Raw genomic sequence first — 9,095 nt, 5'->3', positions numbered from 1 at the left:
GCAGGGGGAGGGGGAGGATAGAAGGCATAGACCCGCCGGCTCAAACCTCGTCCGATCCGTCCGCTGTATGCGCGCCGTCCGAATTCCGGGCAAGGATGGCTGCGATATAGCTTTACGCGGTTTCCCGCCGACCGACCCGATCGCGAGCGTTTCTCCCGGCACCGGCTCAGCCGGGCCGGCCGATATCGATGCGTTCCAGCGGGCCGGGCCGGAAGACGGCGGTGGCGACCGCGACGACGGCCGCGGCGAGAGGGACGAAGGACAGCCAGAGCACCGTGGTCCAGCCATAGGAGGTCAGCAGGCCGCCGGACAGGAAGGACCCGAAGGCCATGGTTCCGAAGACGAGGAAGTCGTTGAGCGACTGCACCCGCGCCCTTTCCTCCGGGGCGTGGCAGTCGAGCACCATGGCCGAGGCGCCGACGAAGCCGAAGTTCCAGCCCAGGCCGAGCAGGACCAGCGTCAGCCAGAAATGCGCGACATCCACGCCCGTCAGCCCGACCGCGGCGGAGGCGGCGGTCAGGGCCAGCCCGGCCGCCACCACGCGTGGCGCGCCGAAACGCGTGATCAGCCGCCCGGTGAAGAAGCTGGGCGCATACATCGCGATCACATGCCATTGCAGGCCCAGATTGGACGCCTCCTGCGACAGGCCGCACATCTGCATCGCCAGGGGGGCCGCCGTCATCAGGAAGTTCATCAGCAGGTAGGAGACGACTCCGCAGACCACGGCGATGACGAAGCGCGGCTGGCGCGCGATGGCACCGAGCGGGCGGCCGCCGGCTTGCCCCGTCGCCGCCGTCGGCATCGGCAGCCGGACGCCGAGCAGGATCAGGGCGGACACCGCGGCCACGGCGGCCTGCGCCAGGTAGGTGGCGGCGAACAGATGCGGCGGCCACAGGGTCATGGTGTGGGTGACCAGCTGCGGGCCGATCACCCCGGCGGCCACCCCGCCGGCCATCACGGCGGACAGAGCCCGCGGGCGCCGCTGCGCCGGCGCACAATCGGCGGCCGCGAAGCGGAAGGACAGCACCACGGCCGCGTAGGCCCCGCCGAAGAACGTCGCCAGGCAGAACAGCCAGAAGGATCCCAGCACCACCGCCAGGGCCCCCAGCAGGCCGACCAGCACGCCGCATGCCGTCCCCGCCAGGAAGGCGGCCCGCCGGCCGTGGCGCTGGGCGACGATGCCGGCGGGCAGGGTGCAGGCGGCCATCCCCACGACGAAGATCGAGATCGGCAGGGTCGCCAGCGCCTTGTCGGGGGCGAGCATGTTGCCGATCACGGCGCCCGTCGCATAGACGACCGTCGAGTTCGCCCCGGCCAGCGCCTGCGCCACGGCCAGCCTGACGACATTGCCGCGCTCGTGTTCGTAGGGCATTGCGGGCGGCAGCCCGGCCGCGATGCCGGCGTCGGCGTGTGACATGGGGGTCCTCAGGCGTTGCGAGGATGGCAGTCGATCAGTGCCATCCGGCGCCGAGACTATCCCGTCCCGCCATGGCCGTCTTTCGACGGGCTGACAATCTATGTAGAGTATCGGACAAACTTGGAGGTCGAGCATGACCTGGGAGACGATCGCGACGCCACCGGACGCAGCACCTCCGAGGCCGATCACGGTCCGGGCGCAGTCGATCCCGGCGCGCCGCTACTTCCCGGAGCATGAGCATCGCTGGAACCAGGTGGTCTATGCCGTTTCCGGGGTGCTGACGGTGGCCGTGACCGGCCGCTCCTTCGCGATCTCGCCGGAGCAGGCGGTGTGGCTGCCGACCGGCACGCCGCACCGGGTCGGATCCTTGCTGGGGGCGGAGTTCCGCAGCCTGTGGATCGCCGACGAGGCCGGGGCCGGCCTGCCGCAGACCCCCACGGTCTTCGGCGTCTCGCCCCTGCTGCAGGCCCTGATCGTCGAGGCCGCCGATATCGAAGGACAGGACGATCCGGACGGCTATTCGGGCCGTGTCGCCGGCCTGATCCTCGATCAGCTCCGGCGCGCCCGGCCCCTCCCGGGTGCGCTGCCCTGGCCGCGCGGCGGTGCCCTGGCGACGATCTGCGAGGCTCTCTATGCCGACCCGGCCGATCCCCGCGGCCCGGAGGAATGGGGCCGGGACCTCGGGATGTCGGCGCGGACGCTGGCCCGGCGCTTCGAGGCGGGGCTGGGCATGAGCCTGCGGTCCTGGCGGCGGCGCCTGCGGCTGTTCAAGGCGATCGAGCTGCTGGGCGGCGGCTCGGGCGTGACACAGACGGCGATGGAGCTCGGCTACGGCTCGGCCTCCGCCTTCGTCTACGCGTTCCGGACCGATATGGGGTGCAGCCCTCAGGCCTATATGAGGCGGCGCCTGCCGCACCGGGGCGCCCTCGCGTCGTCTCATGCCGGCAGCGATCCGTCCTGAACGTGCCGCGCTGCCTCGTTCACGCAATGTTCATTGCGCGCCCGTATCGGTCTGGTTCATGATATGTTCTATGAAAGAAAGCCCGGACTCCGACCTCGACGTCCACGCCCACTGCCGCAGCCTGGCGCTGCAGCAGATCGGGATGCTGACGCGCATCGCGGAGATCGGCATGAGGCTGGTCGAGGCGGAAGGCGCCAAGGCCATCGCCCAGGCCGAGCGGCCCGACGCCGATCAGCCTCGGGCCAAGGCGCGCGGAGCCGATGCCCCGGCGGCCCGGGACCACGGTGTTGCCTTCACCCGCCATGCCGGCACGGTGCAGCGGGCATTGGCGCTGCGCGCCCGCGCCGCCGCCGACCTCTGCGCCCGCGACAAGGCCCAGGCCCCCGACCGCGAGGCCGCCCGCAAGGCTCGCCGTGACCGTCATCGCGAGCAGGTCCGGGAGAGGCTGCACGATATGATTTGGGACGAGACCGAGGATCTCGACCGCGTCGATGCTCTGCATGCCGAGCTCGATGAGCGGATCCGGCACCTCTACGAGGACGAGGATGTCCGGGTCGAGGACCGGCCGGTCGGCTCGGTGATGGCCGGGCTGGCCTGCGGCCTCGGCTTCGGCGAAGCATGGCGCAGCCGCTGGGCGCACGGCCAGCCGGCCACGCCGCGCCCGGCCCGCCCGGCCGGCAGCGAGGCCAGGATCGAGGCCGAGCGGGCCAAGCGCCGGGACGCCGCCATTGCCGCCGTCGAGCGGGCCTGTGCCAAGATCGACGACCCGTCCCGGATGCCCGGGATCAGGGCCGGGCTGGCGGTCCGGCTGCAGGAAGCCGATGTGATCGAATGGCTCGACACCGAGACCATCTTCACCGTCACCGACCGCCTCTGCCGCTCCCTCGGCATCGACAGCTTCCTCTGCCTCGAATCCCTCTGCGACCACAACCCGGACGAACCCGACACCGGGTGACCGGGACCGTGGTCAGGCTGCGGTCAGCGCGGCCCCGGCCGCGGCCAGGCCGAGGACGACGGTCCAGGGCGGCGCCTTCCACACCGTCAGAACCAGGAATCCGGCCAGCGCCAGGGCGAAATCCCTCGGCGTCAGCACGGCGCTGGTCCAGACCGGGCTGTACAGGGCCGCGCCGAGGATGCCGACCACGGCCGCATTGGCGCCGCGCATGGCGCTCTGCGCGCCCAGGCGCCGGCGCAGCGCGTCCCAGTAGGGCAGGGTGCCGTACAGCAGCAGCAGTCCCGGCAGGAAGATGGCGGCCAGCGCGATCGCGGCGCCGGCGATGCCGTTCGGCGCCGGCCCCATCGCCGCGCCGAGCCAGGCGGCGAAGGTGAACAGCGGCCCGGGCACCGCCTGGGCCAGGCCGTAGCCTTCGAGGAAGGCCTCGTTCGTCACCCAGCCGGCCACCTCGGCCTGCAGCAGCGGCAGCACCACATGGCCGCCGCCGAACACCAGCGCGCCCGAGCGGTAGAAGGCGCCGAACAGCGCCAGCCCCTGGCTTCCGGTCGCCGCGGTGAGCGCGGGCACGGCCAGGAACAGCGCGGCATACAGCGCCAGGGCCACGGCGCCGCCCCGGCGCGACACCGGCAGGCTCAGCCGGCCGGCGGGGGCGGGGCCGCCGTCGCGGCACAGCCAGAGGCCGGCGACGGCGCCGAGCGCGATCGCGCCGATCTGGCCGAGCGATCCGGCGGCGAACACCGCGACCAGCACGGCGGCCAGCGCGATCGCCGCGCGCGGGCGGTCGGGCGTCAGCGTCCGCGCCATGCCCCAGACCGCCTGGGCGACGACGGCGACCGCGACCAGCTTCAGCCCGTGCAGCACGCCCTCGGCGACGGGGCCGGTGAGGGCGGCGGCGCCGAGCGCCAAGGCGCAGAGCAGGGCGGCGGAGGGCAGGGTGAAGCCGCACCAGGCGGCGAGCCCGCCCAGCAGCCCGCGGCCGCGCAGCAGGCCGAGGGCGAAGCCGACTTGGCTCGAGGCCGGCCCCGGCAGGAACTGGCACAGGGCGACGATATCGGCATAACCGGCCTCGTCGATCCATTTCCGCCGCTGCACCAGCTCGTCGCGGAAATAGCCGAGATGGGCGATCGGCCCGCCGAAGGAGGTCAGGCCGAGCTTGAGAAAGACCCGAAACACCTCAGCCGGCGAGCCCTGGCGCGGCTGCGCCCCCGTCTCGGCAGTGTCGATGGTCATCGCGGCGGCTCGCAGCTCCGGGCGGGCCTCACCGATAGGCGAGTCCCGCCGGAACCGTCAACCGCGGACGCTGGCCCGCCTACTCCGCAGGGGTGCCGCTATAGCCCGTCACCCGCTCGGCCGGCCGCTTGGCCATGCTCTGCGGCCTGGCCTTGCGGATCTCGGCCAGGGCGAGCTCCAGCTGCCGGCGCGCCCCGGCATGGCGTGGCTCCAGCTCGACCGCCCGGCCCTGCGCCACGACCACCTCGTCCCAGCGCTTCTGGGCGGCGAGCAGGTTGCCGAGATGGCGGTGCAGCGCCGCGTCGTCGGGGGCCAGCTTGATCGCCTTGCGCGCGGTCGAGACCGCCTTGTCGGCCTGGTCGAGCGCGGCGAAGGCGGCGCTGAGCTGCCGGTGCGCGCCGGCATGGCCGGGGTCGAGGTCGATCGCGCGGCGCAGCTCGACCACCGCGTCCTTCCAGCGCTTCCAGCCGGCGAGGAGATTGGCGAGATGGCGATAGGGGACGGAGTCGTCGGGAGAGAGCTCGATCGCCCGGCGCGCCGCCGCCTCGGCTTCCTCCGGCCGCTTGAGCGCGACCAGGACGGTGCTGAGCTGGCGCTGGGCGCCGGCATGCGACGGATCCAGCGAGATCGCGGTTTCCAGCGCCGCGACCGCCTCGGCCCAGCGCTTGTCGGAGATCAGCAGCGCGGCGAGGGCCCGGTGCAGATGCGGCCCGTCCGGGTCGTGCACCAGGGCGCGCCGGCAGGCGGGGATCGCCTGCGACAGCCGGCCCAGCTGCGCCAGCACGGTGCTGTGCAGGTGATGCAGCCGGGAATTGTTCTCGCCCTTGGCGACGGCCTCGGCGATCAGCCGCTCCGCCGCCTCAGCCTGGCCCGCCGAGATCAGGAAGCCGGCGCGCGCGGCCGTGGCGTTGGCGCTGCCGGCGAAGTGGCGTCCGATCTCCTCGATCGTCGCCATCGCCTCATCGGCCTGGCCGCAGCGCTGCAGGATGGTGGCGACCCAGGAGTAGAGCCCGACCATGTCGCGCTCGCGGTCGAAGGCGGTGCGGATGGTGTTGGGCGGGTGGCCCAGCAGCTCCCGCGCCACCGCCGCCGCCTTGGCCTGCTCGGCCTTGGCCTGCTCGGGCTTGCGCAGGTCGGTCAGGATCTCGGCCAGCAACAGGTGCAGGTCGGGGTCGAGACGGCTGTTGCGGATGGCTTCGCGCACGGCCGTCAGGGCGTCGTCGAGGCGGCCCCTGGCGCGCAGGATGCGCCCGAGCTGCTCCCACATCGACGACCGGGTCGACGCCCGCAGCAGCAGCTTGCGCTTCAGCTTCTGCACCAGCTCGGGCGGAACCGGATCGCGGTCGTGATCCGGTTCCTCCTCGAACAGGCGGATCGCCGTCCGCTCTGCCTCTTCGGCCTCGGCCAGGCTGCGGTCCAGCAGCAGGCAGCGCGCCAGGCTGTGATGGAAATCGGACCGCTGCGGGTCGAGCGCCAGCGCCCGCCGCCAGTACGGCACCGCTTCCGGCGCCCGGCTCGTCGTCATCAGCATGGTGGCGGCCAGGGCCTGGGCCTCCGCCAGGTCCGCCGATGCGCGCGCGATCCACTCCCGGGCCAGCGTCCGGCCTTCGCCGAAGCGGCCATGACCCCAGAACAGCTTGAACAGCAACTCGGCCGCGTCGATCGACTCCGGGTCGAGCGCCAGCGCGGTGCGCAGGCTGGCGACGGCCTCGTCGATCGCGCCGGTGTGCTGGGCCGACCGGCCCAGCTGGACATGGTACAGCGGGTCGGCCTCGCGCAGCTGCTGCGCCGCCCGCTCCAGGCGGGCGGCCTCGTCCTCGCCGCCCTGCAGGCGCAGCAGCTTGCCGAGATGCAGCAGCGTCGCCGGATGGCCGGGCAGCAGCTCCGCCGCCCTGCAGGCCTCTGCGACCGCTTCTTCGATCTGGCCGCCACGAACCAGCGCCTCGCTCCGCACCCGGTGCTGATAGGCGATGACCTCGTCCGGCCGGGCAGGGGCCTCGACCGGCCGCTCATCCTCGCCCTCGGGGAAGACCCGGGCCAGCGTCTGGCGCAGCTCCTCGTCGATCTCCAGCCCCGCGCCGTCGCCGTGGAACAGCTCGGTCCGCTTGGCGTCGGTCAGGTTGGCATCGACGTCCCAGCTGGTGTTGATCGGCTTGAAGTGGCGCAGCCCGACCTTGAAGCTGGCTTCATCGGGGACCATGCCGATGACGTTGTGGATCGCCCATTGCACGTCCTCGGGCGACTTGGCCGGCACAACCGCCCATTTCTCGGTGCAGGCGTCCAGGCGGCCCACCTTCTTGTGGAAGAAGTGCTTGTGCCGGCGCTGCTGCGGCACGCCCTCGGTCGTGTAATTGTGGATCCACCAGCCGTCGAAGCGGATGAAGCCGGTGTCCGACTGTTCGGCGATCTCGAACACGCTCTGGCCGTCGCGGGTGACGGCCAGCTCGTCGATATCGGCGTTGACGACGCTGGCGGCCTTCGGGAAGTACCGCAGCCGCGCATGCTCGAAGGCCGCGGCCTGGCCATAGAACGAATCCCAGATGCTGTAGGACAGCGGCCGGCGGCCGTCGAACACGCCCCATTTGTAGGGCCAGGGGATGGTCAGCACCTCGATCGCCGGGTCGATCGACCGCAGCGCGTCGTCGATCTCGCGGACGCCATAGGCGGTGGAGTTGTTGTCGTACAGGACGACGCCGTTGCAGCCATGGCCGCGGGCGTAATAGCGGACCCAGTCCTGGATCCAGGCGATGTCGTTGTCCTGGCTCATCGCATAGATGCAGCGCCGGCCGGCGAAGATCTCGCTCAGATTGGGCTGCGGCGCCAGGAAGGCGCGGCCCAGGCTGGTGTCTGCGATCAGCCCGGTGGTGCCGGGCGGGACCGGGACGGTGACCAGGTCGACCCAGCGCTTGTGCCGCACCTGGAAGGCGCAGGGCTGCATCGAGGGCAAGGCGGTGAAGCGGAACTCCAGCTCCGTCTCCAGGTTCAGCATCGGCGGCCCGACCAGCCGGATCGATTCGCCCGACGCGTCCCAGAACACGTCGCAGAACACGGTGGTGAAGTCGAAATCATCCTCGTAGCCGGCATGCCGCAGGGTCGGCGGCCGCGGCGGCATGCGGATCGGGTCGTGGCTGAAATCCAGGATCCACGGGCTCAGCGCCGACAGCCGCCGGGGCGCGCTTTCGCCGCGGCGGAGGACCGGGCGCTCCCGGCCCTCCGCGTCCCCCGTCGCCGGCGCGATGGCCGGCTGCGGCACCTCTGCGACGACCTCAATCGGGCGAGCCTCTTGCTGCGCATCGGCGGCATAGGCCTGGATCAGGCGGCGCAGGCCGTCCTCGACCGGGATCTCGGCGCGCCAGCCCAGCAGCGCCTCGGCCCGCGCCGGGTCGCCGCGGAAATGCGCCACGTCGAAATTGCGCGGCGGCGCGATGCGGATCTCGACCGGCGCCAGCGCGGCCGCCCGGGCCATCTCTGCCAGCTCGCCCAGCGACACGGCGCGGCCGCCGACATAATGGATCGGCGGCAGCGCCCGGTGGCCCTCCTTCAGGCACTCCGCCAGCAGGGCCAGGCCGCGGCCGACATCCTCGACATGGGTGAAGTCGAAGGTGTTCTCCGCGCCCTCGATCGAGATCGTGCCGCCGGTCGCGGCCGCCCGGGCGAAGGCCGGCACCACCCGGTCGCGATGATCGGCGGTCGAGCCGAAGACGTTGGAGAAGCGGACGATCGCGGTGGCCAGCCCGGCCTCGCGGGCGCGGCCGACCGCCGCCTCGGCCGCCGCCTTGGACCGGCCGTAGATGTTGAGGGGCTTGAGCGGCGCGTCCTCGGGCACCGGCAGCGTCGCCGGATCGCCATAGACCTCGCGGCTGCTGGCATAGACCACCCAGGGGCGGCGGTCGGCCGGCTGTTCCAGCGCGACGCGCAGCACGGCCTCGATGCCGTTGACGTTGACGTCCCAGCACAGCTCAGGGTTGCGCTCGCCGTCGATGACGCGGGAGACGGCGGCGAGGGAGAGGACACCGTCGCAGCCGGCCATGGCCCGCCGCAGCTGGTCGAGGTTCCGGATGTCGCCATGGCCGGGCGCCCCCGGCTCATCCGCGATGTCGAAGGGGACCGGCCGGTGCCCGGCCTCTGCCAGGCAGCGCATCATTTCCGTGCCGATCAGCCCGCGCGAGCCCGTGATGAGGATTCTCATGAAGGTCGGCGTTCCCGTTCTCGAAGGCGGCGAGAGCGCGCCTGCGCCTTCAGGTTTCATGCCTCGGGACGGAAGCTTGGCGATGAAATCTTGGTGTCACTCGATAGACGGGCATCGTGCCGATCGTCTTGTCATGAAACCTTGATATCGCCAGAGTCTCAGTCGAGGCTCTTAAGGTTTCGTATTCAAACTTCGAGGGTTCGGAGTGTCAATCAACTTTTTCTAAGATTTTATGGGATAGGGTTCTCAGGAACAGATTCGGAAAAGAGTCCGAATCTTCCGGTCGATAAAAGATTCCGCAATTGAGCGTCCACCTGCACCCCTGCCGAAACGACAGCGCCCG

The 9,095-nt window shown here is 71.6% G+C and carries 5 protein-coding genes; 2 read left to right on the top strand and 3 right to left on the bottom strand.

From position 1 onward, the window contains the following. Window positions 1-166: 166 nt before the first annotated feature. Complete coding sequence (locus FFK22_RS34025) at window positions 167-1,417, bottom strand: MFS transporter (RefSeq protein WP_138892249.1); 1,251 nt, start codon at window positions 1,415-1,417, stop codon at window positions 167-169. A gap of 133 nt (window positions 1,418-1,550) precedes the next feature. Between FFK22_RS34025 and FFK22_RS34020 the strand changes: the two genes are divergently transcribed. Together FFK22_RS34020 and FFK22_RS34015 are read left to right on the top strand one after the other, a co-directional pair. Continuing rightward, complete coding sequence (locus FFK22_RS34020; RefSeq protein WP_138892248.1) at window positions 1,551-2,378, top strand: helix-turn-helix domain-containing protein; 828 nt, start codon at window positions 1,551-1,553, stop codon at window positions 2,376-2,378. 70 nt (window positions 2,379-2,448) lie between these two features. Further along, on the top strand, window positions 2,449-3,333 hold the full coding sequence (locus FFK22_RS34015; protein WP_138892247.1) for a hypothetical protein: 885 nt from the start codon (window positions 2,449-2,451) through the stop codon (window positions 3,331-3,333). A gap of 12 nt (window positions 3,334-3,345) precedes the next feature. Here the strand turns inward: FFK22_RS34015 and chrA are convergent, their stop codons facing one another. Both chrA and FFK22_RS34005 read right to left on the bottom strand, forming a co-directional pair. Beyond that, window positions 3,346-4,563 carry a chromate efflux transporter gene (chrA, locus tag FFK22_RS34010; RefSeq protein WP_138892246.1) on the bottom strand — a complete coding sequence of 406 codons (1,218 nt, stop codon included), beginning with the start codon at window positions 4,561-4,563 and terminating at the stop codon, window positions 3,346-3,348. Window positions 4,564-4,642: 79 nt separating this feature from the next. Continuing rightward, entirely contained in the window at window positions 4,643-8,752 is a 4,110-nt protein-coding gene (locus FFK22_RS34005; RefSeq protein ID WP_138892245.1) for an NAD-dependent epimerase/dehydratase family protein, read from the bottom strand. Window positions 8,753-9,095 lie beyond the last annotated feature (343 nt).

The sequence above is a fragment of the Mycobacterium sp. KBS0706 genome (genome assembly GCF_005938675.2).
Taxonomy (GTDB): Bacteria; Pseudomonadota; Alphaproteobacteria; order DSM-16000; family Inquilinaceae; genus Inquilinus.
Note: the sequence above shows the minus strand (reverse complement) of the source record. Positions and strands in the feature narration are given on the sequence as shown.